The following is a 26415-nucleotide window of genomic DNA, read 5'->3' as shown; positions in this document are numbered from 1 at the left end:
GGTCGCCCGCATGCGTCGCACTCGCGCGGCGGCGGAACGCCGAACGCCGGGCGGGACGAGAGTCCCGGCCGGCGCTCGTGCACTCGCGCGCTCCTGCGCTCCGTGCGGCTAGTCGCGGATCGCAGCCCCCGTGCGCTCGCCCGCAAGGGCGGCGCCGGCCAGCTTCGCCTCGCTCGCCTCGGCCGCCGTCAGCGTGCGGTCGGCAGCGCGGAACCTGAGCGCGAAGGTGAGGCTCTTCGACCCGTCGGGCACCCCCTGGCCGCGGTAGTCGTCGACGAGGTGCAGCGACTCGAGCAGCTCGCCCGCGCCCTCGACGACGGAGTCCGCCACGACCGCTGCCGGCACCTCGACGCCCACGACGAGCGAGAGGTCCTGCGTCGCCGCGGGGAACGTGCCGATCGTGCTCGCCTCGGGCTGCACGACCGCTCCCGCGATGACGGCGTCGAGGTCGAGCTCGAGCACCGCGACCACGCGGGGAAGGTCGGCCGCTTCGGCGATCGCGGGCAGCAGTTCGCCGGCGAACCCGACGGTCGCGCCCCCGACGCGCAGCTCGGCCGTGCGGCCTGGGTGCATCGCCTGATGCAAGCCCTGCACGACCTCGATCTCGGCGCCGGCCGCGAGGCCGACGCGGCGCACGGCGTCGAGCGCGTCGACGACACCTGCCGCGATCGCGGCCTGGCCGGGCTGCTTCGTGACCGAATCGCCCACGAAGAGCGCCGCCACGTGCCGGGGCTGCGGCGGGATGCCCGCGTCGAGCTCGGCCAGCGCGTCGTCGCCCGGCAGTGCCGCGCCGACGGGCAGCTCGCTCGAGCCGTACTCGCGGCCGGCCTCGGGCAGGAACACGAGCCCCTGCTCGAACAGCGCGACGTCGACGAGACCTCGGGAACGATTGCGCTTGGCCGCACCGATGAGCCCGGGCAGCAGCGAACGACGCAGCAGCGCGTTCGTCGCGTCGAGCGCGTTCGCGAGCTTCACGGATGCCACCGGCGAGCCGTCGACGCTGCCGTAGAGGGCGTTGTCGGCCTCGTTCGAGAACGGGAACGAGAGCACCTCGGTCGCGCCCCCGACGGCGAGCGCGTCGGCGACGCGTCGTCGGATGCGCTGCGAGCGTGTGAGTCCGCGACCAGGAGGCGCGACGGGCAGCACCGACGGGATGCGCTCGTACCCGCCGAGGCGGGCCACCTCTTCGACGAGCTCTTCGGGGCCGGTCAGGTCGGGGCGCCACGCCGGCGGGACGACCGAGAAGCCGCCCTCGACCCGCGTGATGACGCCGCCGACCTCGGCGAGCGCATCGTGCACCTCGTCGTCGGAAGCGGCGATGCCGGTCACCCGCTCGACGTAGCCGTCGGGCAGCAGGATCGCGGCGCGCTCTGGCACCGTGCGGATGATCGAGCCGCCGTCGTCGGCGGTGCCGCCGGCGAGGTCGACCATGAGCTGGGCGACGCGGGCGACCGCGACCGGTCCGATGGTCGGGTCGACGCCGCGCTCATAGCGCTTGGCGGCCTCGCTCGGGAGCTTGTGCCGACGGGCGGTGCGTGCGATCGACACCGGATCCCAGTGCGCGGCCTCGATGAGCACGTTCGTCGTGGTGTCGCCCATCTCGGTCTCGGCGCCGCCCATGACCCCGGCCAGGCCGATCGGTCCGCGGTCGTCGGTCACGACGACGTCTTCTGCGTGCAGCGTGCGCGCCTTGCCGTCGAGGGTCGTGAACGGCTCGCCCGCGGTCGCGCGGCGCACGACGATGCCTCCGCGGAGCGCGTCGAGGTCGTAGCCGTGGATCGGCTGGCCGAGTTCGAGCATGACGTAATTGGTGATGTCGACGAGCAGCGAGAGCGAGCGGATGCCGGCGAGCTTCAGTCGCGCGATCATCCACGCGGGCGTCGGGCGCGAGGGGTCGACGCCCCGCACGATGCGGGTCGCGAACGCCTGCGACGCGATGTTGCCGCGGATCGGCGCCTGATCGTCGATGACGACGGGGAACCCGCCGGTTGCGGCATCCGTCGCCTCGGTCTGGTGCACGGGATCGCGGAAGGCGGCACCCGTCGCGTGCGCGTACTCGCGGGCGACGCCGCGGATCGAGAACGCATAGCCCCGGTCGGGCGTGACGTTCAGCTCGACCGCGGTGTCGTCGAGCCCGAGGAGCTTGATGGCGTCGGTGCCCACGGGCGCGTCGATGCCGAGCGTCGACAACCGCAGGATACCGTCGTGGTCTTCGCCGAGGCCCAGCTCGCGAGCCGAGGCGATCATGCCGTCGGACACGTGGCCGTAGGTCTTGCGCGCCGCGATCGGGAACGGGCCGGGCAGCACCGCGCCGGGCAGGGTCACGACGACCTTGTCGCCGACGAAGAAGTTGCGGGCGCCGCACACGATGCCGTGCACGGCCTCACCGCCGTCTGCCGCGGTCTCGCCGTCGGGTGCGACGCGCACCTGGCACCAGCGGATCGTCTTGCCGTTCGACTGCGGTTCCTCGACGAACTCGAGGACCTCGCCGACGACGATCGGGCCCACGAGGTCGAACGTGTGCACGTCCTCCTCTTCGAGGCCGACCTCGACGAGGGCGGCGTGCACCTGCTCGGGCGTCGTCCCGGGGACGAGCTCGACGTACTCGGCGAGCCAACTCAGCGGCACTCGCATGTCTTCAGACCACCATTCCGAACTGCTGGGAGAACCGGACGTCTCCCTCGACCATCTCGCGCATGTCCTGCACGCCGTTGCGGAGCATGAGGCCCCGCTCGATGCCCATGCCGAACGCGAACCCCGTGTAGACGTCGGGATCGATGCCCGCCGAACGCAGCACGTTCGGGTGCACCATGCCGCAGCCGCCCCACTCGATCCAGCGCGGGCCCGTCTTGAAGGTCGGGTGCCAGAAGTCGAGCTCGGCCGACGGCTCCGTGAACGGGAAGTAGCTCGGGCGCAGTCGCACCTTGGCCTCGTCGCCGAAGATCGACTTCACGAAGTGGTCGAGGGTGCCCTTGAGGTGGGCCATCGTGAGGCCCTTGTCGACCGCGAGCCCTTCGAACTGCATGAAGACGGGCAGGTGGGTCGCGTCGAACTCGTCGGTGCGGTAGACCCGGCCCGGGGCGAGCACGTAGATCGGCACCTCGCGGTCGAGCATCGAGCGCACCTGCACGGGGCTCGTGTGCGTGCGCATCACGAGGTGCGCCTCGGGCGGGTCGACGAAGAAGGTGTCCTGCATGGCGCGCGCCGGGTGGTCGGCGTCGAAGTTCAGCGCGTCGAAGTTGAACCACTCGCTCTCGACCTCTGGGCCTTCGGCGATCTCCCAGCCCATGCCGGTGAACACGTCGCACACGCGGTCTTCGAGGAGGGCGAGCGGATGCCGCGAGCCGGCGCTGTAGCGCGACGGCAGCGCGGTGACATCCACCGTCTCGGCCTCGAGCTGGGCCGCGGCCTCTGCGGCGACGATCTCGGACTCGCGCGCGGCGAACGCCTGGTTGACCCGGCCACGCGCGCCGCCGACCAGCTTGCCGAGCGCGGCCTTCTGGTCGTTGGGAACGTTGCGGAGTTCGGCGTTCAGCTGGGCGAGTTCGCTCTTCTCGCCGGTGTGCTCGGCGCGGACGGCCTTCAGCGCGGCGGAATCGCCGGCCGAGGCGATCGCGGCGAGCGCCGCGGCGACCGCGGACTCGACGGACTGCTCGGTGATTTCACGGGGCTCGGACACAAGGAACGAGTCTAGCGGCCCCGGCTAGCGCGGGCTGTTGTCTTCGGACTGCCGGGCCGCCGCATTCGCCTCGGCGACGAGCAGTGCCTGGCTCGGGTCCTCCGGCAGGTCGCCACCGCCGCCGGTGCGACCGGGTCGAAGACGGCGATCGCCGCGCTTGGCCAGCCACCGGGCGAACCACGACAGCGAGAGGTTCATGATCAGGTAGAGCACCCACGTGACGATGAACAGCGAGAAGAGGTAGCGATTGCCGAAGAAGCTCGACAGGTTGTTGAGGGTGACCCTGAGCAGCTCCTGATAGCCGACGATGTACCCGAGCGATGTGTCCTTCAGCAGCACGACGAGCTGGGCGACGATGATCGGCAGCATCTGGCGGAACGCCTGCGGGAACTCGACGAGGAGCTTCGACTGCAGCGGTCGCATGCCGAGGCTCAGGCCGGCCTCGCGCTGACCCCGCGGGAGTGCGGCCAGGCCAGCGCGGAGCGCCTCGCCGATGAGCGCGCCGTTGTAGACGGCGAGCGCCCACACGACGGCCCAGTACTGGCCGGTCGAGCCGACGAGCAGGATGAACAGCATCATGAGCAGCACGGGCATGCCGCGGAAGAACTCGATCACGACGGCCGTGGGGATCCGGATCCATGCGGACTCGGCGCTGCGCAGGAGCGAGAAGACGACGCCGAGCAGGACCGCGAGGATCGCAGCCACGATGGCCGCCCGCAGGGTTCCCCACACGCCGTTGAAGATGATGAAGCCCCAGACTTCGGGGTCGGCGTAGATGTCCCAGCGGCTCGGATCGAACATGCCCGGCAGCGTGACGCCGCCCGACTCGCGGGGTGCGTTCAGGGTGAGGACGATCCACACGATGCCGGCGGCGACGAGCACGCCGGCGATGATCGAGAGGACGAGCGACCTGCGTCTCGCCTTGGGACCCGGGACGTCGAAGAGCACGTTCGCACCGGTCATCGCTGCACCACCCATCGGCGTTCGAGTTGGGCCGCCAGAAGTCCGAGCGGCACGGTGATGAGCAGGTAGAACGTGGCCACGCCGAGCAGCACCGCGATCACGGCGTTGCCGTTCGCGTTGGCGAGCTCCTTGCCGACGGTGAACAGCTCGACGACGAAGAACCCGCCGGCGACCGACGTGTTCTTGGTCAGCGCGATGAAGACGTTGATGAGCGGCGGGATCGTCATTCGGAAGGCCTGCGGGAAGATGACGAGCGTGACCGTCTGGCCGAATCCGAGCCCGAGACTGCGGGCGGCCTCCGCCTGGCCGACCGGCACGCCGTTGACACCCGATCGCAGCGCCTCGGCCACGAACGGCGAGGTGTAGACGGCGAGGCCGATCATCGCCGCGCTCGAGTACGGCAGCCGCGACCCGAGGTACGGCAGGATCAGTGCGCAGAAGAAGAGCACGAGCGTGAGCGGGGTGTTGCGCACGATCTCGGTGTACACGGTCGCGAATCCACGCAGTGTGCCGACCGGGGAGATGCGCATCGCCGCGACGAGCGTGCCGAGCACCAGCGCCGCGAGGCCGCTCACGATGAGCAGCAGCACGGTCATGCCGAATCCGTCGAGATAGCGCGGCAGGTTGTCGATGACGACGTCCACGTGGCTCCTTCAGCATGGGAGGGATGCCGCGTGCGACCGCTCGTTCGCGGCCGCACGCGGCATCCGGGGTTCAGTTCTCGTAACGGTCGACCGCGGGCGGGTCGACGAACGGGAGCACGGTGCCGGCCGTGGAGTTCCACGCCTCCTCGTAGCGACCGTCGTCGTACGACTCCTCGAGCACGTCGTTGATGAACATGCGGAAGTCGGTGTCGTCGAGCTTCACGCCGATGCCGTACGGCTCCTCGGTGAACGGCTCGCCGACGACCTTGAACTCGCCCTCGTTCTGGGCGGCGAGACCCGCGAGGATGACGTTGTCGGTCGAGACCGCGACGACCTCGCCCGCGCGCAGCGGCTCGAGGCAGTTCGTGTAGGTGTCGGTCAGCACCGGCTCGGCGCCGATCTCGGCGAGCTTCTCGGCCGGGGTCGAGCCCGTCACCGAGCAGACCTTCTCGCCGACGAGGTCGTCCTCGCTCGTGATGTCGTCGTTGTCGGCGAGCACCAGGATCGACTGGCCGGCCATGTAGTACGGCCCGGCGAACGAGATGACCTCCTTGCGCTCGTCGTTGATCGTGTAGGTCGCGACCACGAGGTCGACCTGGCCGCTCTCGATGAACGGCTCGCGGTTCGCCGAGACGGTCTCGACCCAGTTGATCTTGTCTTCGGCGATGCCGAGCTCGGAGGCGATGATCTTGCCGATCTCGACATCGAAGCCCTCGGGCTCGCCCGACGGGCCCGCGAGGCCGAACAGCGGCTGGTCGAACTTCGTGCCGATCGTGATCTCACCGGCCTCCTGGAGCCGGGCCATGGTCGTTCCGGCCTCGAACGTGGGCGCCGGTTCGTCGGATCCGGCGTCGTCGCTGCCGCTCGTGCAGCCTGCCAGTGCGAGCGTCGCCGCGGCAGCTGCGGCGACGAGTGCGATCCTCATGCGTTTCATGGGTTCCTGCCTCTTCTCGTGTGCGGTGTGTCCTGACCGCTCGTGGCGGCCGAGGTCTCGTGGTCGAGCCGTGCTCGGGCTAGTGCTCGAGGATCTTCGACAGGAAGTCCTTGGCACGGTCGGACTTCGGGTGGTCGAAGAACTCGGCGGGCGTCGCCTCCTCGACGATGCGGCCGTCGGCCATGAACAGCACCCGGTCGGCGGCCTTGCGCGCGAAGCCCATCTCGTGGGTCACGACGATCATCGTCATGCCGTCTTTCGCGAGGCCGACCATGACGTCGAGCACCTCGTTGATCATCTCGGGGTCGAGCGCGCTCGTCGGCTCGTCCATCAGGATGAGCTTCGGGTTCATGGCGAGCGAACGGGCGATCGCGACGCGCTGCTGCTGACCGCCCGAGAGCTGTGCGGGCAGCTTCTTCGCCTGGTTCGCGACCCCGACGCGATCGAGCAGCTTCATGGCCTCGGCCTCGGCGGCCTTGCGCGACATCCGCTTCACCCTGATCGGGGCGAGGGTGACGTTCTCGAGCACCGTCTTGTGCGCGAACAGGTTGAACGACTGGAAGACCATGCCGACGTCGGCGCGCAGCTTCGCGAGCGCCGCGCCCTCGTCGGGCAGCGTCTGACCGTCGATCGAGATCGATCCGGAGTCGATGGTCTCGAGCCGGTTGATCGCCCGGCAGAGCGTGGACTTGCCCGAGCCGCTCGGCCCGATGACCACGACGACCTCTCCGCGGTTCACGACCGTGTTGATGTCGTTCAGCACGTGGAGCTCGCCGAAGTGCTTGTCGACGTGCTCGACGACGACGAGCGGCTCGCCGCGGCGCACCGAGATGTTGGACGTCGGCGGCGCTGGCTGGGTCGGCTCCATACCCCCCAAACTAGGGGCTGCGACGAGGTGAACACAGGGGGGCCACGTCGTTGGTTACCTTTTCGTGACCGTCGCCGTGACATTCACCGCGACCCGGCACTCGCCCGGCTCAGCTGCTGCGGTGCGCGAAGGCGCTCTCGTACAGGCAGACGGATGCCGCGGTCGCGAGGTTCATCGACTCGGCATGCCCGTAGATCGGCACCGTGACGACCCGGTCGGCGAGCTCGAGCTGCTCATCGGTGAGGCCGCGCGCCTCGTTGCCGAACAGCCACGCCGTGGGCTTCGCGAGGACGCCGTCGGTGCGGGCTTCCAGCAGGTCGTCGCCCTTGACGTCGGCCGCGAGCACCGTGAGCCCGGCCGCCCTGGCGCGCACGAGCACGTCGGCCAGGTCGGCGCCGACCGCGACCGGCACGTGGAAGATGGATCCGGTCGAGCTGCGCACGACCTTGGGGTTGTACAGGTCAACCGCGCGACCCGTGAACACGACCGCGTCGGCGCCCGCGGCATCCGCTGCCCTGACGATGGTGCCCGCGTTGCCGGGATCGCGCACCTCCTCGAGGATCGCGATGAGTTTCGGGGCGGCCGCGAAGACGTCTTTCACCGCGGTCGGGAACTGGCGGCACACGGCGACGAAGCCCTGCGGCGTCACCGTGTCCGCCATGGCCTCGAGCACCTCCTCGGTGACGTACTCGAGGTCGACCTCGGCGTCGGCCGCCGCAGCGGCGATCTCGGGGTGGCGGTCGAGCGCCGTCGGGGTCGCGAACAGCTCGATCACGAGTTCGGGGCGGAAGGCCAGCGACTCGGACACGGCCTGCGGGCCCTCGAGCAGGAAGAGCCCGCTCTCGGTGCGCGACGCCTTCTTCGCGAGCTTCGCGACCGACCGGACACGGGGAGAGCGGGGGTTCTCGAGCATGAGGCGATTCTAGGGCGGGAACGCCGAACGGCCCGGCACCGCTTGCTGCTGCAGGGGTGCCGGGCCGTTCGACGTGGTGAAGCTGCTGCTTACGCGGCGGTCTTCGGGGCCGAGGTGTCGGCCGGGAGCGCCTTCTTGGCCGACTCGACGAGCGCGGCGAAGGTCGCGGGCTCGTTCACGGCGAGCTCGGCGAGGATGCGGCGGTCGACCTCGATGCCCGCGAGGCCGAGGCCCTGGATCAGGCGGTTGTAGGTCAGGCCGTTCGCACGCGAGGCCGCGTTGATCCGCTGGATCCAGAGGCGACGGAAGTCGCCCTTCTTCTTGCGGCGGTCGTTGTACGAGTAGACGAGGGAGTGGGTGACCTGCTCCTTGGCCTTGCGGTACAGACGCGAACGCTGGCCGCGGTAACCCTCGGCGCGCTCGAGGATGACGCGACGCTTCTTGTGGGCGTTGACCGCCCTCTTCACTCTTGCCATTGCTCTGTTTCTTCCTTAACGGGTCTCGCGGCTCAGTGGCCGAGAAGCTTCTTGATGACCTTGGCGTCGGGGGCCGACACGACCTTGTCCTGGTTCAGACGGGCCTTGCGCTTCGAGGCCTTGACCTCGAGGTTGTGGCGCATTCCGGCCTGCTGCTTCTTGATCTTGCCGCTGCCGGTGATCTTGAAGCGCTTCTTGGACCCGGAGTGGGTCTTCTGCTTCGGCATCTCGTGTGTCTCCTTGGTTCTGCCGCCAACTCGTGGCGGACGTGGGTGTCTGGCCTACGCCTCGGCGGTTTCGGCCGTCTGCGACTCGGTCTCGCCGTCGGCATCCGCCGCCGGCCGGGCCTTCGCCGCAGCACGCTGTGCATTCGCCTCGGCCTTGGCCTCGGACTTGTTCTTGAGAGGGGCGATCACCATGACCATGTTGCGGCCATCGATCGTGGGGTTGTGCTCGACCGTGCCGAACTCGGCGACGTCTTCGGCGAAGCGCTGCAGCAGGCGGACGCCCATCTCGGGACGCGACTGCTCGCGGCCGCGGAAGAGGATCATCGCCTTGACCTTGTCGCCGGCCTTCAGGAAGCCGATCGCGCGCTTCATCTTGGTCTCGTAGTCGTGCTTGTCGATCTTGAGGCGGAACCGGACCTCTTTGAGGATCGTGTTCGCCTGGTTGCGCCGGGCCTCTTTCGCCTTCTGCGCAGCCTCGTACTTGAACTTGCCGTAGTCCATGATCTTGGCGACCGGCGGCTTGGAGTTCGGAGCGACCTCGACGAGGTCGAGGTCGGCTTCCTGCGCAAGGCGCAGGGCCACCTCGATCTTCACGACGCCGACCTGCTCTCCGCCGGGACCCACGAGGCGGACCTCGGGAACGCGGATACGGTCATTGGTACGGGGATCGCTGATGCGGGTACTCCTCTACTCAAGCTTCTTCACTCGACGGGAGACCGGATGCCGCCCATCGTTCCGAGAGCGAAGATCCACGCATGCCGCACGGAATCACACCGTGCAACTCTGCGGCCCCCTGTGCCTTGCGGCTTCTACTCCATGCCGTTGCCGGCGATGAAGCGGAGGGCAAACAACCCGGTAACCTTGATGAAGCGGTAAGCGCGGGTGGGAGAATCTCCACTTTCGCACTGGGACAAGCCCAGCCGTACCGGGGACGAGCCCCGGCAGACCGGAGCAGTGCTCCGGACCGAACGAGTCTAGCAGAGGATGTCTGTGAGCAAGAATTCAGACGAGTCCACCTTCGTCGACGGGGGCCACGATGCCCATCTCGACGGCCACGACGACGATCAGCGCGAGCTCGTCGACGCCGTCGACGACGCCACCCGCGACATCGCCGATGTTCCCGCCGTCGAGATCATCACCACGGCCGCGGTGCACCTCATGAGCGCCGCCGCGGTGAAGGTCGGCCTCGCCGACGACCCCGAGTCGCAGATCGACCTCGACGAGGCGCGGAAGCTCATCAACGCGCTCGCCGGCCTCATCACGGCAGGCGCCCCCGAGATCAGCGACATGCACGCCCGGTCGCTCCGCGACGGCCTCCGCTCGCTGCAGCTCGCGTTCCGCGAGGCATCCGTGATCGCCGACCCCATCGGCCAGGGACCCGGCGAGAAGTGGACCGGTCCGGTCAACTGACCGCGCTTCACGGAGGGGTCGTCGCTTCATGCGGCGGCCCCTCCGCCGTGCTCAGCGCTGGCAGTTCGGACACCAGAACGCGATGCGCTGCTCGAGTTCGCTGCGGCCGAGCTCGCCCCGTTCGATGCGCGTGCCGCACCGACGGCACGGCTCCCCGGCGCGGCCATAGACCCAGAGCCGCTGCCCGCGCCGGTCGACGCCCGTCGTGACGCGCGCGGCGCGGTCGCGGTTGGCGACGATGAGGCGCCTGCCGAGTGCGACCACGACCGGCACGTCGGGCACGGTCGCGACCTCGCGATCGGGGCGGATGCCGCGGAGGAAGCACAGCTCGTTGACGTAGACGTTGCCGAGCCCGGCGAGGTTGCGCTGGTCGAGCAGTGCGACCGCGATGGGCACGTCGGCGTGCGCTCGGAGGCGACGCACCGCCTCGTCGGCGTTCCAGTCGGGTCCGAGCAGGTCGGGCCCGAGGTATGCGAGTGCGGCCTCGTCGTCGCCGCGCGCGAGCACCTCGACGAGTCCGAGCTCGAAGCCGATGGCCGTGGCCGTCGGCGTCTCGAGCACGACGCGGGCCAGGTGCGCGGGCTTCGGCCACCGCTCGCCGGGTCGGAGCACGCGCCACTCGCCCTCCATCTTCAGATGCGAATGGATGCTCCACTCCCCCGTGCGGATGAGCAGGTGCTTGCCCCGGCTCACCACCTCCTCGACCACCTCGCCCGACAGGTCGGCAGCCGCGTAGCGCGGAACGCGGAAGTCCGTGCGGACCAGCTCGGACCCCGCGAGCGCCGCGCGGAGTCGGCCGGCCGCCCGGAAGACGGTGTCACCCTCTGGCATCGAGCCGGAGCCCCTTCGGGGTCTCGCCGAAGCCCGCGGCGCGCAGCGCGTCTCCGAACGGCGTGCCGAGCACGAACGCGCCGTTGACGCTCTCGACGGCGAGGCGGCGCACCCGGCCGGTGCGCACCAGCGCGGCGATCGCGTCGGCGGCCGCGCGCAGCACGACCGGGTCGTCGTGATAGGCCAGCATCGTCTTGCCGCCCCGCTCGACGTACGCGACGAGCTCGCCGTCGGAGACGACGACGAGGGCCCCGGCCTTGCGGGCGGCGCGATGCGAGCTCTCACCCGGCGGATCTGGCCACGCCAGTGCCGCGCCGTACGCGTTCGCCGGGTCGGTCGCCGCGAGGGCGTGCACCCGAGGCGGCTCGCTCGGGCGATCATCGCGATCCGCGAACCCGCGCAGGCGGTCGACGGCTCCTGGACCGGCGAACTGCGCGGCGCCGAGGCCCTCGACGAAGTAGCCGCGCCGCGCTCGACCCGACTCCTCGAACCCGCTGAGGGTGCGGTAGAGCAGCGCGAACCCGCCGAGCACGCCCTCGGCGACGACGGTGCCCCGCGTCACGAGCCCGTGGCGGTCGAGCATGGTCTCGGCGAGCGCGTGGGCCCTGCGCGTCGCGTCGTCATCGGGCACGGGGAGGATCGACCAGCGACCGGCGACCGACGGCGGCCCCGACCGCAGCACCGCCGAGGAGGCCCTGGGCAGCGAGCGGCCCCGCATCATGCGCGACCGCGGAGCGGGTCTCGTCGCCCGGTGCGCGCTGCGCCCGCCCGCGATGAGCGACCGCACCGGGGCGAACGTGTCGTTCGTGACGAGCCCCGCCCACACGAGCCCCCAGAGCGCCTCGACGAGCTCGTCGTCGACGATCGGGGCGTCGAGCGTGCCGAACCGCCCGACCGCGTCGGAGAGCTGCCGGAAGAAGTAGGCCCCGCCCGACCCGAGCGCGACGAGCACCTCCCGCTGGAGGGCGGTCGTCTCGACTCCGACGGGCGGATCGAGCGTCAGCGGCGCGGACTCGGCCAGGTGCAGCGTGATCCAGCCGTCGTCGCCCGCGAGCGAGCCGGAGCCCGCCCAGAGGACCTCGCCGGCGGCCATCAGCTCGTCGAGCATCGCCGGGCTGTAGTCGGACACCCTCGCGGGCAGCACGAGCGACTCCCACGCCGACGCCGGCAGGCGCACTCCCTCGAGCTGCTCGACCGCCGAGAGCACCCCGTCGATGCCGTGCAACGGTCGCCCGATGCGCTGCCACTCCGGCAGGAACCGCGCGAGCACGGCCTGCGGCACCGGCTCGACCTCGTGCCGGAGGGCGGCGAGCGAACGCCGTCGGATCTTGCGGAGCACCTCGGCGTCGCACCACTCAGTCGCGGTGCCGTGCGGGCGGAACTCCCCCTCGACGACGCGGCGCTCGTCGGCCAGCCTGCGGAGCGCGCCCTTCGCGACCGCGACGCCGATGCCGAACCGGTCGGCGGCCTCCTCGGCCGCGAACGGCCCGTGCGTGCGCGCGTAGCGGCTCACGAGATCGCCGAGCGGGTCGCCGACCTGCTCGGCGAACGCGACGGCGACCCCGGGCGGCACGGGCACGCCGAGCGCGTCGCGAAAGCGCCCGACGTCTTCGATGGCCGCGACGTGCTCGCGACCCGCGAAGGTCAGCCGCACCGCACGACGCGCCGCGACGAGCTCGTCGACCGCGACCGCGGGATCGGTCTCGGCCTGCACGCGCTCGGCGATCTCGTGCACCGTCAGCGGACCGAGCCAGCGGAGCAGGTCGGCGACGCCCTCGGTGCCGCGCACCCGGCGATCGTCGGCGAGCCGCTGCAGCTCGCGCTCGGTCGCCGCGATGACGCCGGGATCGAGGAGCTCGCGAAGCTCGACCCGCCCGAGCAGCTCGCCGAGCAGCGCGGTGTCGATCGCGAGCGCGGCCGCGCGGCGTTCGGCGAGCGGCGAATCGCCCTCGTACATGAACGCGCCGACGTAGCCGAACAGCAGCGAGCTCGCGAACGGGCTCGGCGAGTCGGTCGTCGTCTCGACCAGGCGCACGCGCCGCGCCGCGACATCGCGAGCCAGCTCGATGAGCGCCGGCACGTCGTAGACGTCTTGGAGCACCTCGCGAACGGTCTCGAGGATGATCGGGAAGGTCGGGAACGCACTCGCGACCTCGAGGAGCTGGGCGGAGCGCTGCCGCTGCTGCCACAGCGGCGAGCGCCGGCCCGGCTGGTAGTTCGGCAGCAGGAGCGCCCTCGCCGCGCACTCCCGGAACCGGCTCGCGAACAGCGCCGAACCGCCGACTTCGTCGGTCACGAGCTGTTCGAGCTCGTCGGCCTCGAACACGAACAGGTCGGCGCCGGGCGGATCGACGCCCGTGTCGGGAATGCGCACGATGATGCCGTCGTCGGCCGCGACGGCGGCCCCGTCGACCCCGTGCCGCTCGCGCACCCGTGCCGCCACGGCGAGCGCCCACGGCGCGTGCACGGGCATGCCGAACGGCGAGTGCAGGATGACCCGCCAGTCGCCCAGCTCGTCGCGCGTGCGCTCGACGACGAGCGTGCGATCGGAGGGCACGTGGCCGGTCGCCTTCGCCTGATCGGCGAGGAAGCCCACGAGATTGCGCGCCGCGAACGCGTCGAGGCCGGCCGAGGTCACCCGCTCTCGCGCTTCGGCCTCGTCGACGGCCGAGATCTCGCGCATGAAGGCGCCGAGGGCCCGCCCGAGCTCGGCCGGCCGGCCGAGCCCGTCGCCCTTCCAGAACGGCACTCGGCCGGGTTGCCCGAACGCCGGCACCACGTTGACGCGATCGAACGTGATCTCCTGGATGCGCCAGCTCGTGGCGCCGAGCGCGAACACGTCGCCGACCCGGGACTCGTACACCATCTCTTCATCGAGCTCGCCGACCCGGCGCCCGCCGGACTCGTCGCCGACGAGGAAGACGCCGAACATGCCGCGATCGGGGATCGTGCCGCCGCTCGTGACCGCGAGCCGCTGCGCGCCGGGCCGCCCGACGAGGGTGCCGGCCTCGCGGTCCCACACGAGGCGCGGACGCAGCTCGCCGAACCGGTCGGACGGGTAGCGGCCCGCGAGCAGGTCGAGCGTCGCCTCGTAGGCCGACCGAGGCAGCACCGCGAACGGCGCGGCCCTGCGCACGGCGTCGAACCACGCATCGACGTCGAGCTCGTCGACCGCGGCCGCCGCGATCGTCTGCTGCGCGAGGATGTCGAGCGGGTTCGCCGGCACGCGCATCGTCTCGATCGCCCCGGCGAGCATGCGCTCGCTCGTGACGGCCGCATGCACGAGGTCGGCGCGCTGCTTCGGGAAGATCACGCCGCGCGACACCTCGCCGACCTGGTGGCCGGCGCGGCCGAGCCGCTGCAGCCCGCTCGAGACCGACGGCGGCGACTCGACCTGCACGACCAGGTCGACCGCGCCCATGTCGATGCCGAGCTCGAGGCTCGAGGTGGCCACCACGCAGCGCAGCCGCCCGCTCTTCAGGTCGTCTTCGATCTCGGCGCGCTGCTCCTTGCTCACCGACCCGTGGTGCGCGCGGGCGAGCACCGGCGGCGCACCGGAGGTCTGCCCCGACTGAGCCATCACCGCCGCCGGCGGGCCGCTGCCGGCCGCCGCGACGACCAGCGCCTCGCGCTCGGACGCCTCGAGCGCGAGCTCGTTGAGCCGCGCCGTGAGCCGTTCGGCGAGGCGCCTCGAGTTCGCGAACACGATCGACGAGCGATGCGCGAGCACCTGATCGAGGATCGCCTCCTCGACGTGCGGCCAGATCGAACCCGTCGCGTCGTCGCTCGCGGGCAGCTGCGCCATGTCCTCGACGGGCACGACGACCCGCAGGTCGAACCGCTTCTCGCTCGGCGGCGCCACGACCTCGACCGGCGCACTCGCGCAGAGGAACCGCGCCACCTCCTCGACGGGGCGCACGGTCGCCGAGAGCCCGATGCGCTGCGCGGGCTTCGGCAGCAGCGCGTCGAGGCGTTCGAGTGAGAGGGCGAGGTGCGCGCCGCGCTTGGTCGCGGCGACCGCGTGGATCTCGTCGACGATGACGGTCTCGACCGTGCGCAGCGTCTCGCGCGCCTGGGAGGTGAGCATGAGGAAGAGCGACTCGGGCGTCGTGATCAGGATGTCGGGGGGCGTGCGCAGCAGCGCCCGGCGCTCGTTCGCGGGGGTGTCGCCCGACCGCACGCCGACGCTCACGTGCGGAGGCTCGACGCCCAGGCGCTCGGAGACCCGCGCGATGCCCGTGAGCGGAGCCCGGAGGTTGCGCTCGACGTCGACGCCGAGCGCTTTCAGCGGGGAGAGGTAGAGCACCCGGGTGCCGGGTGCGGTGGGCGCGGGCCCGCTGTGCAGCCGGTCGATGGCCGAGAGGAACGCCGAGAGCGTCTTGCCCGAGCCGGTCGGTGCGACGACGAGGGCGTGCGCGCCGCGACCGATGGCCTGCCATGCGGCGGCCTGCACGGCGGTGGGCGCGCGGAAGGACTCCGCGAACCAGGTTCGCGTGGCGTCGGAGAAGGCCTCGAGCGCATCCACCCCTCCATCCTGCCGTCGACCGCCGACACGCGTCAGCCCCGACCGACGGGAAGGTGCGCCAGGGTGGTGCGACAGGTGCGACGGGGAGGTGCCGCCGTCAGCCGGCCAGCACCCGCCGGACGGCGTCAAGCGTCGCCGCGGTCGCCGCGGCATCCGTCGACCGATTGCTGACCGAGAACCGCAGCACGTCGCGGCCCCGCCACCGCGACGGGTGCGCGAGCGCGACGCCGTCGTCGTCGAGCGCCCGTGCGAGCTCGGCGACGTCGTGCCCGTCGAACGCGGCGCAGACCTGGGTGAAGACGACCTCGTTCAGCACCTCGACGCCCTCCATGGCCCGCAGGCCCTCGGCGAGCGCGGTCGCGGCGTCGGCGAGACCGTCGACGAGTTCGGCGACCCCGTCGCGCCCGAGCGTGCGCAGCGCGGCGTAGGTGGGGACGCCGCGTGCGCGCCTCGAGAGTTCGAGCACCCGGTCGGCGGCGTCGATGCCGGTCGCCGCCGCCGGCAGGTACGCGGCGTGCATCGTCATCGCCGCCACGAGCGGCGCCGGGTCGGCGACGGCGACGATGCCCGCGTCGTACGGCACGTTCAGCGTCTTGTGCGCGTCGGTGGCCCACGAGTCGGCGAGCTCGACCCCCGCGACCAGGTGCCGGAGCCGCCCGCTCGCGGCAACCCAGAGCCCGAACGCGCCGTCGACGTGCGCCCACGCGCCCGCCGCGTGCGCGACGCCCACGCACGCCTCGAACGGGTCGGATGCCCCGGAGTGGATGTTGCCCGCCTGGAGGCACACGATCGCCGGACTCGGCCGGTCGTCGCCCGATCCGTCGTCGCCCGATCCGTCGTCGCCCGCCCCGTCATCGCCCCGGCCGTCTTCCCCGGCGGCCGAACCGGCGCCCACCGCGAGCGCCGCCTCCAGCGCCTCGGGCAGCATGCGTCCCTGATCGTCGGTCGCCACGTCGACCGGCCGGCCGAGACCGAGCCACCTGAGCGCGACGTCGACCGACGGATGGTGGTCGTCGCCGGCGAAGACGCGGATGCGCGGCGCGCCCTGGATGCCGTCGACGGCGTCGTCCCACCCGACGCGTTCGAGCACGGCGTGGCGGGCCGCCGCGAGTGCGACCAGGTTCGCCGTCGTCGCGCCCGTGGTGAACCCGGCGACCGTTCCGCTTGGGAGCCCCAGCAGGTCGCACAGCCACTCGGCGGCCAGTTCCTCGGCGCCGTTCACCCCCGGCGTGACCTCGCGGAGCGCCGCGTTCTGGTCCCACGCGCTCACGAGCCAGTCCGCAGCGAGGGCCGATGGCGCGGTGCCGCCGATGACCCAGCCGAAGAAGCGGGGCGACTGCATGGCGATGAGCCCCGGCTCGACGGCCGCGCTCAGCGACTCGACGACCTCGACCGGATCGACGCCCGCATCGGCGAGGTCTCGCCCCAGCGCGTCCTTCACCTGTTCGACGTCCGCGCGCGCCACGATCGACCGGGTGGGCATGCCGTCGAGCCACTCGCGCGAGAGCCTCGCCGCTGCATCGAGCGGGTCGTGGAATTCGTCTTCGGGTCCGGGCACCATCGCTCACCTCGGCGCGATTCTCCACCCACCCGCCACGCGCGGCAACCGGTGAGACGAGGAGCGGGCGGACGGATGCCGCGTCAGGCCGTCGGGCGCAACCGCACCTTGAGCGAGTCGACGCCCGTCGCGATGACGTCGTCGGCCGCCCAGCGCTGCGCGAGGCGCGCCAGCACGGCGTCGAGCTCCGTGCGCTCGAGTCCGGAGACGAGTTCGAGCTCGACCACGAGCTCGGGGCCGACGAGCCTGGCCCCCGGATCTCCGTCGACGAGTCCGACGCCGAGCACCGCCAGCTCGGTCGCCACGGACCGCTCGAACGCGGCGCGGACCGCGTCCGACTCCCCCGCCGGGCACCAGTCCAGGCCCTGGGCGACCGCCCACACGGCCGCACGACGCAGGCCGAACTCCGTCTCCGACCCGGGATCGAGGATGACCCGGTCGGTGCCGTCGTCGGCCGCGGCCAGCGCGACCCTGACGCCGTCGGCCGGCACCGGGCGTGCGACCGGGTTCCACCGCTGCATGGCCTCGACCGAGCTGAACACCGGCAGCACCGGATTGCCGTCGGGCCCCTGCACGGTCACGATCGAGAGCTCCTGGCTCTTCTCGATCGCGTGGCCGTGCTCGCCGATCTCGGTGCCGCCGTCGCCGAGCTGCGCGAGCAGCGGGATGAGCAGGCGCGAGGTCGCGAACGCCTGCACCACATCGGTCGGCCCGCCGTCGCCAGAGCGGAAGCGCGCGATCGCGGCGAGCAGGTGGGGCGGCGCGCTGCCGTCGTCGTGCGCGTGGGCGTTCTGCTCGAACGAGCGGCCCGCCCAGGGCGTGCCCGCCGAGTCCGTGCGACCGCCCGGCATCCGATGGTCGTCGGTCACCGGCGAGGCCTCGAGGTCGCGCGCGCGGTCGCCCGGCTCGGCGCCGGACGGAGCTGCCGGGTCAGTGGGATGCGACATCCAGCGCCTCGGGCAGCGTGAACGCGCCCGCGTACAGCGCCTTGCCGACGATGGCGCCCTCGAGGCCGAGCGGCACGAGCTCGCGGAGCGCGGCGATGTCGTCGAGGTTCGAGATGCCGCCGGAGGCGACGACCGGCCGGTGCGTGCGGTCCATGACCTGGCGCAGCAGGTCGAGGTTCGGGCCCTGCAGCGTGCCGTCCTTCGTGACGTCGGTCACGACGTAGCGGGCCGCCCCGGCCTCCTCGAGGCGGTCCATGACCTGCCAGAGGTCGCCGCCGTCCTTCGTCCAGCCGCGTGCGGCGAGCGTGGTGCCGCGCACGTCGAGGCCGACGGCGATGGCCTCGCCGTACTGCGCGATGACGGATGCCGCCCACTCGGGGTTCTCGAGCGCGGCCGTTCCGAGGTTGATGCGCTTCGCGCCGATCTCGAGCGCGTGCTCGAGCGACTCGTCGTCGCGGATGCCGCCCGAGAGCTCGACGTTCACGCGCCCGCGGACCTGGCGGATCGCCTTCTTCAGGATCGCGCCGTTCGACCCCCGGCCGAACGCCGCGTCGAGGTCGACGAGGTGGATCCACTCGGCGCCCTGATCGGCCCAGTCGACGGCCGCGTCGATGGGGTCGCCGTAGTTCGTCTCGGTGCCGGCTTCGCCCTTCGTCAGGCGGACGGCCTTGCCTCCCGCCACGTCGACTGCCGGCAGCAGCACGAGACGGGGGGTCTTGTTGAACTCACTCATCACTGTCCTCGGAATCGGATGCCTCGGGAAGGCGGCATCGGCACAGTCACAGAAGCTTAGTCCGCGCCGCCGCGAGCGGCTGGATCGTGTGACGCGGCGCGGCGCTCAGTCGAGCGAGCCGAGCCAGTTCGACAGCAGGCGGATGCCGGCGTCGGCCGACTTCTCGGGGTGGAACTGCGTCGCCGACAGGGGGCCGTTCTCGACCGCGGCGAGGAACGGGCCGCCGTGCTCGGCCCACGTGAGGCGCGGCTTCGGGAACGGCGGCATGACGTCGAGGCTCCAGCTCTGCGCGGCGTAGGAGTGCACGAAGTAGAAGCGCTCGTCGGCGATGCCGTCGAAGAGCACCGAGCCCTCGTCGGGCGTCACGGTGTTCCAGCCCATGTGCGGCAGCACGGGTGCGGGCAGCTCGGTCACGACGCCGGGCCATTCGCCGAGGCCCTCGGTGTCGGAGCCGCGTTCGACGCCGCGCTCGAAGAGCACCTGCATGCCCACGCAGATGCCGAGCACGTGACGCCCGCCCGCGAGGCGGCGGTCGATGATCTCGTCGCCGCGCACGGCCCGCAGCTGATCCATGACGGCCTTGAACGCGCCGACGCCGGGCACCAGCAGGCCGTCGGCCTCCAGCGCAGCCGAGCGATCGGACGTGACCTCGACCTCGGCGCCCGCACGCTCGACGGCCTTGGCCGCGGAGTGCACGTTGCCAGACCCGTAATCGAGCACGACCACCCGTCGTGTGCGGGTCACAGGGCGCCCTTCGTCGAGGGGATGCCCGACACCAGCGGGTCGTACGCCTTGGCCTGGCGGAACGCACGCGCGAACGCCTTGAACTCGGCCTCGGCGATGTGGTGCGCGTCGCGGCCGCCGAGCACGTTGACGTGCACCGTCAGCCCGGCGTTGAAGGTGATGGCCTCGAACACGTGCCGCACCATCGAACCCGTGAAGTGCCCGCCGATGAGGTGGTACTCGAACCCGGCCGGCTCCCCGGTGTGCACGAGGTACGGCCGCCCCGAGATGTCGACCACGGCCTGCACGAGCGCCTCGTCGAGCGGCACGAGCGCGTCGCCGTAGCGAGAGATGCCGCGCTTGTCGCCGAGCGCCTGGCGGATCGCCTGGCCGAGCACGATGCCCACGTCTTCGACGGTGTGGTGCACGTCGATCTCGATGTCGCCCTTGGCCCGCACGGTCAGGTCGGTGAGCGAGTGCTTCGCGAACGCCGTCAGCAGGTGGTCGTAGAACGGCACCGAGGTCTCGATGTCGCTCGTGCCCGTGCCGTCGAGGTCGATCGACAGGTCGATGCTCGACTCGCTCGTCTCGCGCTGCACGCGCGCGGTCCGAGGTGCGTTCGTGGTGGTCATGCGTCCATCCTATTCAGCCCGGGTTCGTCGGGTCGGGCGCGGTCGTGCGGCTCAGACGGCGGTCGCCGGCGCGAACGCGGCGATCGCCTCGAGGAAGGCCGTGGTCTCGGTCTCGGTGCCCGCGGTCACGCGCAGGCATCCGGGCAGGCCGATGTCGCGGATCAGGATGCCGCGCTCGAGCAGCGCCTCGAACACGGCGTGGGGGTCGTCGACCCCGCCGAAGAGCACGAAGTTCGCGCCGCTGCGGTACGGAGCGAAGCCGAGGCGCCCGAGTTCGGCGACGATCCGTTCACGCTGCCCGCGGATCTCGTCGACCATCGCGAGCATCTCGTCGGAGTGGGCCAGCGCGCCGAGCGCGGCCGCCTGCGTCAACGCGGAGAGGTGGTACGGCAGGCGCACCAGCCGCAGCGCGTCGACGACGGCCGGGTCGGCCGCGAGGTATCCGACGCGGGCGCCGGCGAAGGCGAACGCCTTGCTCATGGTGCGCGAGACGATGAGGCGCGGGCGACCCTCGAGCAGGGTGAGCGCACTCGGCGTGCCCGGGTCGGCGAACTCGTGGTACGCCTCGTCGACCACGACGATGCCGCTCGCCGCATCGGCGACGGCCGCGATCGTCTCGATCGAGAGCGGGGTGCCCGTGGGGTTGTTCGGGGCGCAGAGCAGCACGATGTCGGGGTCGAGCTCCCGCACGGCGGCGACCGCGGTCTCGGGAGAGAGCTCGAAGTCGTCGTCGCGGGCGGCGGCGATCCACTCGGTGCCGGTGCCGGCCGAGAGCAGGCCGTACATGGAGTACGTCGGAGCGAAGCCGAGCGCGGACCGGCCGGGCCCGCCGAACGCCTGCAGCACGTGCTGCAGCACCTCGTTGGAGCCGTTCGCCGCCCAGATGTTCGACTCGTCGAGCCCGTGGCCGAGGTACGCCGCGAACGCGCGGCGCAGGTCGGTGAACTCCCGATCGGGGTACCGGTTCAGGTGCAGGATCGCCGCGGCGACCCTGGCCACGATGTCGTGCGCGACGGCCTCGGGGATGGGATGCGTGTTCTCGTTGACGTTGAGCGCGACGGGCACGCTCTTCTGCGGGGCGCCGTACGGCGCGCGGCCGCGAAGGTCTTCGCGGATGGGCAGGTCTTCGAGGGAGGTCACCCGATCAATGCTAGCGAGCACCGATGAGCGCCCCGTCCGCCCGTGACGCCGCACGACGGCTGCCTTCGCCCTGGTCGGAACCGGCCTGGCGCCCGGCCGGGACGGCCGCCGGACGCCCGCGCTACCCCTTCAACCGGACCGCCGCCGCGTGCAGCCGTCGAGGTCTTACGGATGCGCCGGGAGGGCGAGCCGCTGACCCGGCTGCACGACCGTGCCGTCGAGCCCGTTGAGACGGATGATGTCGTCGATGATGTCGCGGGGGTCGGCCTGCGGAGCGAGCGACTCGGCGATGCTCCAGAGCGACTCGCCGTCGGCGACCGTGAGGTAGGTGAGCGCCGCACCCTTCGCGCCGTCGACATCTGCCGCCGCCCCGCCGCTGCCCAGCACGAACGAGATCGCCAGCAGCACGAGCGGAATGGCGGCGAGCGCGGTGAACACCGCGCGGCCCCGCCTGGTGAGTCGGAGGTGACTGCGCGCGGTGGCGGGCTCGCGCCCGGCCTCGACCGCGACGGCGGGGTCGGCGTACGACCCGAACGGACCGGCTACCAGCACTGCACTCATCTCGCACCTCCTGGGGTGATTCGCACTCGGCCCACGGTCGGGAGGACCGAATGCGAAACTCTGTTCCGAACATACCTTCGAATTTCGAACTCCGCAAGAACCCGGTACCGGAGAACTTCGGCTCCGGATCTCGCGACACACTCGAACAGATGTTTGCCGCACCCCTTCGGGCCGGATACAGTTTCGAATGTCCGACGACAGTCGATCAGACACCACCGACATTCGATCGGTCCGGCATCGGAACGGTCAGCAAGAGGAGCGACGACGATGAGCACCGAACTCGACGACCAGCGCGAGTCCGGCCGCAGCCGTCGGCGCAAGAGCCTCAGCGCCAAGCAGATCTCGATCCTCGAGGTCATCCAGCGTTCGGTCTCGGGCCGGGGCTACCCGCCGAGCATGCGCGAGATCGGCGACGCGGTCGGCCTCTCGTCGCTCTCGAGCGTGACCCACCAGCTCAACCAGCTCGAGCTCGCCGGCTACCTGCGCCGCGACCCGAACCGGCCCCGTGCGCTCGAGGTGCTCATCGAGCTGCCCGGCACCGAGAGCCGCACGCCCTCGAACGCCGAGCCGACCCCGGTCGGCGACGCGGCGATGGTCCCGCTCGTCGGCCGGATCGCCGCCGGCGTGCCGATCACCGCGGAGCAGCAGATCGACGAGGTGTTCCCGCTCCCCCGGCAGCTGGTGGGCAAGGGCGAGCTGTTCATGCTGAAGGTCGTCGGCGACTCGATGATCGACGCGGCCATCTGCGACGGCGACTGGGTGGTCGTGCGATCGCAGCGCACCGCCGAGAACGGCGAGATCGTCGCGGCCATGCTCGACGGCGAGGCGACGGTCAAGGTCTTCCGCCAGCGCGACGGCCACACCTGGCTGCTCCCCCGCAACAGCGCGTTCGAACCGATCCTCGGCGACGCCGCAGAGGTGCTGGGCAAGATCGTCGCGGTGCTCCGCGCCGTCTGAGCACGCAGCTCCGACGGTGCGAGCTCCGGGCCGGCCGTGACGGCCGAGTCCGCGGGGTCCTAGCGCGATCGCGGCACGTACTGCATGGCCACCGCCCCCGAGCGGTACTCCTCGCGGCCCACGAGCTCGAGATCGAGCGGCTCGTCGAGTCCGGCGAGGAGCGTCGGCCCGTGCCCGACGCCCCTCGGGTGCACCACGAACTCGTACTCGTCGATGAGCCCGAGCCGCGCGAGCTCGGTCGGCAGCATCACGCCGCCCGTGAGGATCGGGCCGCCAGGTGCGCGCTTGAGCTCCCGCACGGCCGCCTCGAGCCCGCTCCGCACGAGCTCCGCGTTCCAGTCGACCGAGTCGAGCGTGCTCGAGACCACGACCTTCGGCGCCGCGTCGATCACGCTCGCGAACGGCTGCGTCCACTCCGGCATGCCCGGCGCGAGCGGCGGCCGCCACGCCTCCTCCATCATGAGGTAGGTGACGCGCCCGAACAGCAGCACGCCCGCCTGCGCGAGCAGGTCGGCCGAGCGGCGATGCAGCTCCGCGTCGACGAGTCCGACGCGGTGGTCGACGCATCCGTCGAGCGTGACGTTGATCGAGTACTTGAGCGCGCGCATGGGGCACAGGCTACGCGGCCCCCGGCGGGACGGCGAGGGTCGGATGCCGCGTGGTCCGCGACATCCGCCCCTGACGGAGTCCGGCCCGCGCGGGCCGGTCGCGACGCCGTCTGCACGACCGCCGACTCGCGCACCGCCCTGGCCGCCGGGATGAGGTGCTCGAGCGCGGACGGCCTCGTCGTGGCCGTGGGCCCTTCAGGCTTGGACGCCGACGAGCGTCCCGGTGGGGACGGCGCGTACGGTCACCGTGCGGCGTCGCGCTCGTTCGCGAGCTGGTGCGGGGTGGCGAGTCCGAGTCGCCCGACGACGTCGAGCACGGCCTCGTGGCGGTTGTAGGTGTAGAGGTGCAGGCCGGGCGCACCGCCCGCGATGACCTCCGCGGCGAGGCGCGTGGCGAAGTCGATGCCCAGTTCGGTCTGCGCGGCGGCGTCGGGTTCGACCTCGAGCGCGATGGCGAAGGCATCGGGCGGCCGCACGCCGGTGAGCTCGGTGAGCCGCGAGAGCCGCTTGGGCGTCGTGGTGGGCATGATGCCGGGCAGGATCGGGATCGTGACCCCCTCTGCACGCGCGCGCTCGACGAATCCGAGGTAGTCGGAGGCCTCCCAGAACAGCTGCGTGATGGCGAGGTTCGCGCCCGCGACCTGCTTCGCGAGCAGGATGTCGACGTCGCGCGAGAGGTCCCTCGACTGCGGGTGGCCCGTCGGGAACGCCGCGACGGCCACCCGCGTGGTGCGCGTGCGCTCCTGGATTCGGCTGGCACGCGGGTTGCCCGCCACGGCGACCTGGTCGAAGGGTTCGCGCTCCTGCTGCACCCGGTGGATCAGCTGCACGAGCTCGGCCGCCGACGCGAGGTCGCCGAGCGGGGCATCGGGATCCGCCCCGACGGGAGGATCGCCGCGCAGGGCGAGGAAGCTCCGGATGCCGGCGTCGAGGAACCGCCGCACGAGCTCGTTCGCCTCGGCGTGGGACGAACCGACGCAGGTCAGGTGGGCCATGGGCTCCACGACGGTGCTCTCGAGGATGTAGCGCAGCACCGTGAGCGAGCGGTCGCGCGAGCTCCCGCCCGCGCCGAACGTCACCGAGATGAATGCCGGGTCGACGTCGGCCAGCCGATCGATCGTTCGGCCGAGCGCGAGGGCAGCGGCATCGGTTCGGGGCGGATAGAGCTCGAACGACAGCGGCGTGCGTCGGCTCGGTGCCGTCGCGGGGTCGGGCTCGGTCGGTGCCATCTCGCTCCAGGGTCGGTCAACCGTGGGCGGGACGGGCACACGGGCCGCGCACCTCGGCCGTCACGGCTGGTGGTTCGCGGGCGGGTACCGGGCTCGGCTGTCGCTCCAGATGATCGGCATCCGGCCGGTCACGTTCGTTCAGGGGCGACGATACGCGGGTTTCGCGACATCCGCCGCACCTGTGACGATCGGTGACGCGCCGGGCCGGGACGCCTCGCGACGAGGTCGCGACGACCTCACGACGAGACGGAGGCGGATGCCGCGGCGAACCCCGCGAGCTGCGCAGCCTGCTCGGGCGAGGCGAACGCCTTCACCCTGGTGCCCGCGTCGACGTACTCGACCGAGACCACCCGGCCCGACTCGTGCAGCAACGAGACGATGTCGCCCCGGTCGTAGGGCACGAGCAGGTCGATCTCGACGGCCGGATCGGGCAGCATGCGCGTGATGGCCGAGAGCACTTCGTCGATGCCCTCGCCCGTGCGCGCGGAGGCGAACACCGCGTCGGGGGCGAGGCCGCGCAGCACGAGGCGCTCCTCGGGTCCGACGAGGTCGGCCTTGTTGAAGACGATGAGCTCGGGGATGTCGCGGGCGCCCACGTCGCCGATCACGTCGCGCACGGTCGCGATCTGCCCGGCGGGATCGGGGTGCGCCGCGTCGACGACGTGCACGATGAGGTCGGAGTCGCCGACCTCCTCGAGCGTCGAGCGGAAGGCCTCGACGAGCTGGTGGGGCAGGTTGCGCACGAATCCGACGGTGTCGGCGATCGTGTAGACGCGTCCGTCGGCGGTCGTGTTTCGTCGCACGGTGGCATCGAGCGTCGCGAACAGGGCGTTCTCGACGAGCAGTCCGGCACCCGTGATGCGGTTCAGCAGGCTCGACTTGCCGGCGTTCGTGTAGCCCGCGATCGCGACCGAGGGGATCGCGTTGCGCCGTCGGTTCGCACGCTTGGCGTCGCGGGCCGGCTTCATGCCCGCGATCTGCTTGCGGAGCTTCGCCATGCGCGAGTGGATGCGACGGCGGTCGAGCTCGATCTTCGTCTCGCCGGGACCGCGCGAACCCATGCCCGCACCGGCGCCGCCGACCTGGCCACCGGCCTGCCGCGACATCGACTCGCCCCAGCCGCGCAGTCGCGGCAGCAGGTACTCGAGCTGCGCGAGCTCGACCTGCGCCTTGCCCTCGCGGCTCTTCGCGTGCTGGCTGAAGATGTCGAGGATCACCGCGGTGCGGTCGATGACCTTGACCTTGACCACGTCTTCGAGGGCACGCCGCTGGCTCGGCGCGAGCTCGGTGTCGGCGATGACCGTGTCTGCGCCGACGGCCGCGACGATGTGCCGCAGCTCCTCGGCCTTGCCCTTGCCGAGGTAGGTGCTGGGGTCGGGGTGCGGACGCCGCTGCAGCAGCCCGTCGAGCACGCGGGCTCCCGCGGTCTCGGCGAGGGCCGCGAGCTCGCGCATCGAGTTCTCGGCGTCGGCCTGCGATCCCTGCGAGTACACGCCGATGAGCACGACGTTCTCGAGCCGCAGCTGGCGGTACTCGACCTCGGTGACGTCTTCGAGCTCGGTCGACAGTCCGGCGACGCGGCGGAGTGCCGCGCGGTCTTCACGTTCGAACTGGTCGCCGTCGGTGGTCGAGGTGCCCGAGGCATCCGTTCGCATGATCGACGTCGCGTCGTCGGCGCCGAACCGCGCCACGCTCGCGGACGAGTCCGCGGTACGCAGCACCCGGTCGACGGCGTCGTCGGTGGGGCGGTCTTCGGCTTCGTTCATTCTGTCAACCCTACTTCGCTCTTCGTGCTTCTGGCTCCGTGCCATCGGCTTCGTCCTTCCGCGCCGTGCTTCTGCGTTGTGTTCTGCGCCG

At 71.6% G+C, this 26415-nt stretch carries 24 protein-coding genes; 2 read left to right on the top strand and 22 right to left on the bottom strand.

Going from position 1 to position 26415, the window contains the following annotated elements; genetic code table 11:
* Nucleotides 1-108: 108 nt before the first annotated feature.
* The 10 genes from pheT to infC all read right to left on the bottom strand — a co-directional run bounded on the left by pheT (nt 109) and on the right by infC (nt 9379).
* Nucleotides 109-2634 carry a phenylalanine--tRNA ligase subunit beta gene (gene pheT, locus ACFVS8_RS07520; RefSeq protein ID WP_387059680.1) on the bottom strand — a complete coding sequence of 842 codons (2526 nt, stop codon included), beginning with the start codon at nt 2632-2634 and terminating at the stop codon, nt 109-111.
* Between the two features lie 4 nt (nt 2635-2638).
* Nucleotides 2639-3679 carry a phenylalanine--tRNA ligase subunit alpha gene (gene pheS / locus ACFVS8_RS07515; protein WP_387059678.1) on the bottom strand — a complete coding sequence of 347 codons (1041 nt, stop codon included), beginning with the start codon at nt 3677-3679 and terminating at the stop codon, nt 2639-2641.
* Nucleotides 3680-3703: 24 nt separating this feature from the next.
* Nucleotides 3704-4642, bottom strand: a complete 939-nt coding sequence (locus tag ACFVS8_RS07510; RefSeq protein ID WP_387059675.1) for an amino acid ABC transporter permease — start codon at nt 4640-4642, stop codon at nt 3704-3706.
* Nucleotides 4639-5286, bottom strand: a complete 648-nt coding sequence (locus ACFVS8_RS07505; RefSeq protein WP_387059673.1) for an amino acid ABC transporter permease — start codon at nt 5284-5286, stop codon at nt 4639-4641. Before ACFVS8_RS07505 ends, ACFVS8_RS07510 begins: the two co-directional genes overlap by 4 nt.
* Nucleotides 5287-5356: 70 nt before the next feature.
* Nucleotides 5357-6220: a glutamate ABC transporter substrate-binding protein gene (locus ACFVS8_RS07500; RefSeq protein ID WP_387059671.1), complete on the bottom strand. Its 864-nt coding sequence runs from the start codon at nt 6218-6220 to the stop codon at nt 5357-5359.
* Nucleotides 6221-6299: 79 nt separating this feature from the next.
* On the bottom strand, nt 6300-7088 hold the full coding sequence (locus ACFVS8_RS07495; protein WP_387059668.1) for an amino acid ABC transporter ATP-binding protein: 789 nt from the start codon (nt 7086-7088) through the stop codon (nt 6300-6302).
* A gap of 109 nt (nt 7089-7197) precedes the next feature.
* Nucleotides 7198-8001, bottom strand: coding sequence for a TrmH family RNA methyltransferase (locus ACFVS8_RS07490; RefSeq protein ID WP_387059665.1), 804 nt, complete (start codon nt 7999-8001; stop codon nt 7198-7200).
* Nucleotides 8002-8090: 89 nt separating this feature from the next.
* Nucleotides 8091-8477 carry a 50S ribosomal protein L20 gene (gene rplT / locus ACFVS8_RS07485; protein ID WP_022890857.1) on the bottom strand — a complete coding sequence of 129 codons (387 nt, stop codon included), beginning with the start codon at nt 8475-8477 and terminating at the stop codon, nt 8091-8093.
* A 32-nt stretch (nt 8478-8509) separates the two neighbouring features.
* Nucleotides 8510-8704, bottom strand: a complete 195-nt coding sequence (gene rpmI, locus ACFVS8_RS07480; protein WP_092968518.1) for a 50S ribosomal protein L35 — start codon at nt 8702-8704, stop codon at nt 8510-8512.
* A gap of 54 nt (nt 8705-8758) precedes the next feature.
* On the bottom strand, nt 8759-9379 hold the full coding sequence (infC, locus tag ACFVS8_RS07475) for a translation initiation factor IF-3 (protein WP_387059782.1): 621 nt from the start codon (nt 9377-9379) through the stop codon (nt 8759-8761).
* A 309-nt stretch (nt 9380-9688) separates the two neighbouring features.
* Between infC and ACFVS8_RS07470 the strand changes: the two genes are divergently transcribed.
* Entirely contained in the window at nt 9689-10114 is a 426-nt protein-coding gene (locus tag ACFVS8_RS07470; RefSeq protein ID WP_387059662.1) for a DUF1844 domain-containing protein, read from the top strand.
* 51 nt (nt 10115-10165) lie between these two features.
* On the opposite strand, the gene ACFVS8_RS07465 is transcribed toward ACFVS8_RS07470, so the two are convergent.
* The 9 genes from ACFVS8_RS07465 to ACFVS8_RS07425 form a co-directional block, all read right to left on the bottom strand.
* Nucleotides 10166-10945, bottom strand: coding sequence for a DNA-formamidopyrimidine glycosylase family protein (locus tag ACFVS8_RS07465; RefSeq protein WP_387059659.1), 780 nt, complete (start codon nt 10943-10945; stop codon nt 10166-10168).
* Nucleotides 10932-15470: an ATP-dependent helicase gene (locus ACFVS8_RS07460; protein ID WP_387059658.1), complete on the bottom strand. Its 4539-nt coding sequence runs from the start codon at nt 15468-15470 to the stop codon at nt 10932-10934. Before ACFVS8_RS07460 ends, ACFVS8_RS07465 begins: the two co-directional genes overlap by 14 nt.
* A gap of 97 nt (nt 15471-15567) precedes the next feature.
* Nucleotides 15568-17031 carry a pyridoxal phosphate-dependent decarboxylase family protein gene (locus ACFVS8_RS07455; RefSeq protein ID WP_387059655.1) on the bottom strand — a complete coding sequence of 488 codons (1464 nt, stop codon included), beginning with the start codon at nt 17029-17031 and terminating at the stop codon, nt 15568-15570.
* A gap of 80 nt (nt 17032-17111) precedes the next feature.
* On the bottom strand, nt 17112-17879 hold the full coding sequence (locus tag ACFVS8_RS07450) for an SseB family protein (RefSeq protein ID WP_387059779.1): 768 nt from the start codon (nt 17877-17879) through the stop codon (nt 17112-17114).
* Nucleotides 17880-17958: 79 nt separating this feature from the next.
* The gene (gene priA / locus ACFVS8_RS07445; RefSeq protein WP_387059653.1) at nt 17959-18708 is read right to left on the bottom strand and encodes a bifunctional 1-(5-phosphoribosyl)-5-((5-phosphoribosylamino)methylideneamino)imidazole-4-carboxamide isomerase/phosphoribosylanthranilate isomerase PriA; all 750 of its coding nucleotides are present in this window, start codon (nt 18706-18708) and stop codon (nt 17959-17961) included.
* A gap of 105 nt (nt 18709-18813) precedes the next feature.
* Entirely contained in the window at nt 18814-19452 is a 639-nt protein-coding gene (gene hisH, locus ACFVS8_RS07440; protein WP_387059650.1) for an imidazole glycerol phosphate synthase subunit HisH, read from the bottom strand.
* Nucleotides 19449-20063 (bottom strand): imidazoleglycerol-phosphate dehydratase HisB, encoded by a 615-nt coding sequence (hisB, locus tag ACFVS8_RS07435; RefSeq protein WP_387059648.1) that lies wholly within the window; start codon nt 20061-20063, stop codon nt 19449-19451. Before hisB ends, hisH begins: the two co-directional genes overlap by 4 nt.
* A 51-nt stretch (nt 20064-20114) precedes the next feature.
* Nucleotides 20115-21203, bottom strand: a complete 1089-nt coding sequence (locus ACFVS8_RS07430; protein WP_387059645.1) for a histidinol-phosphate transaminase — start codon at nt 21201-21203, stop codon at nt 20115-20117.
* A 165-nt stretch (nt 21204-21368) separates the two neighbouring features.
* Nucleotides 21369-21764 carry a LysM peptidoglycan-binding domain-containing protein gene (locus tag ACFVS8_RS07425; protein WP_387059642.1) on the bottom strand — a complete coding sequence of 132 codons (396 nt, stop codon included), beginning with the start codon at nt 21762-21764 and terminating at the stop codon, nt 21369-21371.
* A gap of 267 nt (nt 21765-22031) precedes the next feature.
* On the opposite strand from ACFVS8_RS07425, the gene lexA reads away from it, so the two are divergent.
* Complete coding sequence (lexA, locus tag ACFVS8_RS07420; RefSeq protein ID WP_387059639.1) at nt 22032-22721, top strand: transcriptional repressor LexA; 690 nt, start codon at nt 22032-22034, stop codon at nt 22719-22721.
* A gap of 59 nt (nt 22722-22780) precedes the next feature.
* Here the strand turns inward: lexA and ACFVS8_RS07415 are convergent, their stop codons facing one another.
* From ACFVS8_RS07415 to hflX, 3 genes are all read right to left on the bottom strand, one after another.
* Entirely contained in the window at nt 22781-23329 is a 549-nt protein-coding gene (locus ACFVS8_RS07415; protein ID WP_387059636.1) for a dihydrofolate reductase family protein, read from the bottom strand.
* A gap of 242 nt (nt 23330-23571) precedes the next feature.
* Entirely contained in the window at nt 23572-24558 is a 987-nt protein-coding gene (locus ACFVS8_RS07410; protein ID WP_387059633.1) for a methylenetetrahydrofolate reductase, read from the bottom strand.
* Nucleotides 24559-24794: 236 nt separating this feature from the next.
* Entirely contained in the window at nt 24795-26324 is a 1530-nt protein-coding gene (gene hflX / locus ACFVS8_RS07405; protein WP_387059629.1) for a GTPase HflX, read from the bottom strand.
* Between the last annotated feature and the right edge of the window lie 91 nt (nt 26325-26415).

Origin of the sequence: Agromyces sp. NPDC058110 (assembly GCF_042884735.1) — a bacterium.
Classification (GTDB): domain Bacteria; phylum Actinomycetota; class Actinomycetes; order Actinomycetales; family Microbacteriaceae; genus Agromyces.
This window is presented reverse-complemented; position numbering and strand designations above follow the sequence as displayed.

What these genes read in the sequence shown, in the direction of transcription:
- pheT (WP_387059680.1), bottom strand. Translation starts at nt 2,634, where the DNA reads ATGCGAGTGCCGCTGAGTTGGCTCGCCGAGTACGTCGAGCTCGTCCCC.
- ACFVS8_RS07510 (WP_387059675.1), bottom strand. Translation starts at nt 4,642, where the DNA reads ATGACCGGTGCGAACGTGCTCTTCGACGTCCCGGGTCCCAAGGCGAGA.
- ACFVS8_RS07500 (WP_387059671.1), bottom strand. Translation starts at nt 6,220, where the DNA reads ATGAAACGCATGAGGATCGCACTCGTCGCCGCAGCTGCCGCGGCGACG.
- ACFVS8_RS07495 (WP_387059668.1), bottom strand. Translation starts at nt 7,088, where the DNA reads ATGGAGCCGACCCAGCCAGCGCCGCCGACGTCCAACATCTCGGTGCGC.
- ACFVS8_RS07490 (WP_387059665.1), bottom strand. Translation starts at nt 8,001, where the DNA reads ATGCTCGAGAACCCCCGCTCTCCCCGTGTCCGGTCGGTCGCGAAGCTC.
- rplT (WP_022890857.1), bottom strand. Translation starts at nt 8,477, where the DNA reads ATGGCAAGAGTGAAGAGGGCGGTCAACGCCCACAAGAAGCGTCGCGTC.
- rpmI (WP_092968518.1), bottom strand. Translation starts at nt 8,704, where the DNA reads ATGCCGAAGCAGAAGACCCACTCCGGGTCCAAGAAGCGCTTCAAGATC.
- ACFVS8_RS07470 (WP_387059662.1), top strand. Translation starts at nt 9,689, where the DNA reads ATGTCTGTGAGCAAGAATTCAGACGAGTCCACCTTCGTCGACGGGGGC.
- ACFVS8_RS07465 (WP_387059659.1), bottom strand. Translation starts at nt 10,945, where the DNA reads ATGCCAGAGGGTGACACCGTCTTCCGGGCGGCCGGCCGACTCCGCGCG.
- ACFVS8_RS07455 (WP_387059655.1), bottom strand. Translation starts at nt 17,031, where the DNA reads ATGGTGCCCGGACCCGAAGACGAATTCCACGACCCGCTCGATGCAGCG.
- ACFVS8_RS07450 (WP_387059779.1), bottom strand. Translation starts at nt 17,879, where the DNA reads ATGCCGGGCGGTCGCACGGACTCGGCGGGCACGCCCTGGGCGGGCCGC.
- priA (WP_387059653.1), bottom strand. Translation starts at nt 18,708, where the DNA reads ATGAGTGAGTTCAACAAGACCCCCCGTCTCGTGCTGCTGCCGGCAGTC.
- hisB (WP_387059648.1), bottom strand. Translation starts at nt 20,063, where the DNA reads ATGACCACCACGAACGCACCTCGGACCGCGCGCGTGCAGCGCGAGACG.
- ACFVS8_RS07425 (WP_387059642.1), bottom strand. Translation starts at nt 21,764, where the DNA reads ATGAGTGCAGTGCTGGTAGCCGGTCCGTTCGGGTCGTACGCCGACCCC.
- lexA (WP_387059639.1), top strand. Translation starts at nt 22,032, where the DNA reads ATGAGCACCGAACTCGACGACCAGCGCGAGTCCGGCCGCAGCCGTCGG.
- ACFVS8_RS07415 (WP_387059636.1), bottom strand. Translation starts at nt 23,329, where the DNA reads ATGCGCGCGCTCAAGTACTCGATCAACGTCACGCTCGACGGATGCGTC.
- ACFVS8_RS07410 (WP_387059633.1), bottom strand. Translation starts at nt 24,558, where the DNA reads ATGGCACCGACCGAGCCCGACCCCGCGACGGCACCGAGCCGACGCACG.
- hflX (WP_387059629.1), bottom strand. Translation starts at nt 26,324, where the DNA reads ATGAACGAAGCCGAAGACCGCCCCACCGACGACGCCGTCGACCGGGTG.